The 571-nt window shown below is 72.3% G+C and carries 1 protein-coding gene; it reads right to left on the bottom strand.

The features are described 5' to 3' along the window. The coding region (locus KUM32_RS38935) for an NADH-quinone oxidoreductase subunit I (protein ID WP_254406728.1) at positions 1-571 on the bottom strand (571 nt) is incomplete at both ends.

Below are 571 nucleotides of genomic sequence, written 5' to 3'. Positions count from 1 at the left end.
GGGCACCGGGAGCGCCGGGTTCGCCGGGCGCGTCCGAGGGGCCGGGCGCGGCTGCCGCCGCGGCCTCGGCCGCCTGCGCGGCGGCGAGCTTGTCGGCCGTCTTGCGCGCGGCGGCGATCTCCTTGGGCTCCTCGGCCCCGGGGTCGAGCGCGGGCGGCTCGGGCACGGTCCACATCCACTCGCGAAGCTTGTCCCGCTCGTGGGTCAGATCCCGGATGTCGGTCTCCGCGTACTCGAACTCCGGCGACCAGAACAGCGCGTCGAAGGGGCACACCTCGATGCAGATACCGCAGTACATGCACAGGGCGAAGTCGATGGCGAAGCGGTCGAGCACGTTCTGGCTGCGCTCCCGGCCGCCCGGGGTGGCCGCGGGCACCGTCTCCTTGTGGGAGTCGATGTAGATGCACCAGTCGGGGCACTCGCGCGCGCAGAGCATGCAGACCGTGCAGTTCTCCTCGAACAGCCCGATGACGCCGCGGCTGCGCGGCGGCAGTTCGGGCAGCGTGTCGGGGTACTGCGCGGTGTGCGTCTTACGGGTCATCGTGCGCAGCGTGACGGCCAGCCCCTTGGC

Source organism: Streptomyces sp. AC627_RSS907, from assembly GCF_019049165.1.
The sequence above is the reverse complement of the archived record's forward strand: the minus strand, read 5'-3'. Positions and strand labels throughout refer to the sequence as shown.